This window comes from Caldivirga sp. UBA161, from assembly GCF_002506515.1.
Taxonomy (GTDB): Archaea; Thermoproteota; Thermoprotei; order Thermoproteales; family Thermocladiaceae; genus Caldivirga.
In genome coordinates, this window is sequence record NZ_DAXS01000048.1 from 1 (window position 1) to 205 (window position 205).

Sequence of the window (205 nt, forward strand, 5' to 3'; positions counted from 1 at the left end):
CGGTTCTCTTAACTATATCAAAGCCCCTCTCATATTACTCCTCATTTATGAATGGGAGTAAATTATTGGGGCCGGATATTGAACCCATGTCCCCTGTTTCGGGCCTATCCCATCTTAGTATGCATGCTTATAATCCTGAGCTAAAGGTAGGGGTAAGTAAGAATTACCATCGGTTAAAACGCGGAGGGTGTATTCTGGGCCATCC

At 44.4% G+C, this 205-nt stretch carries 1 pseudogene; it reads right to left on the bottom strand.

Annotated elements, in window-relative coordinates:
• Positions 1–37 precede the first annotated feature (37 nt).
• Positions 38–205, bottom strand: a pseudogene (locus BP896_RS09820) (phosphoribosylamine--glycine ligase); the annotation flags it as partial.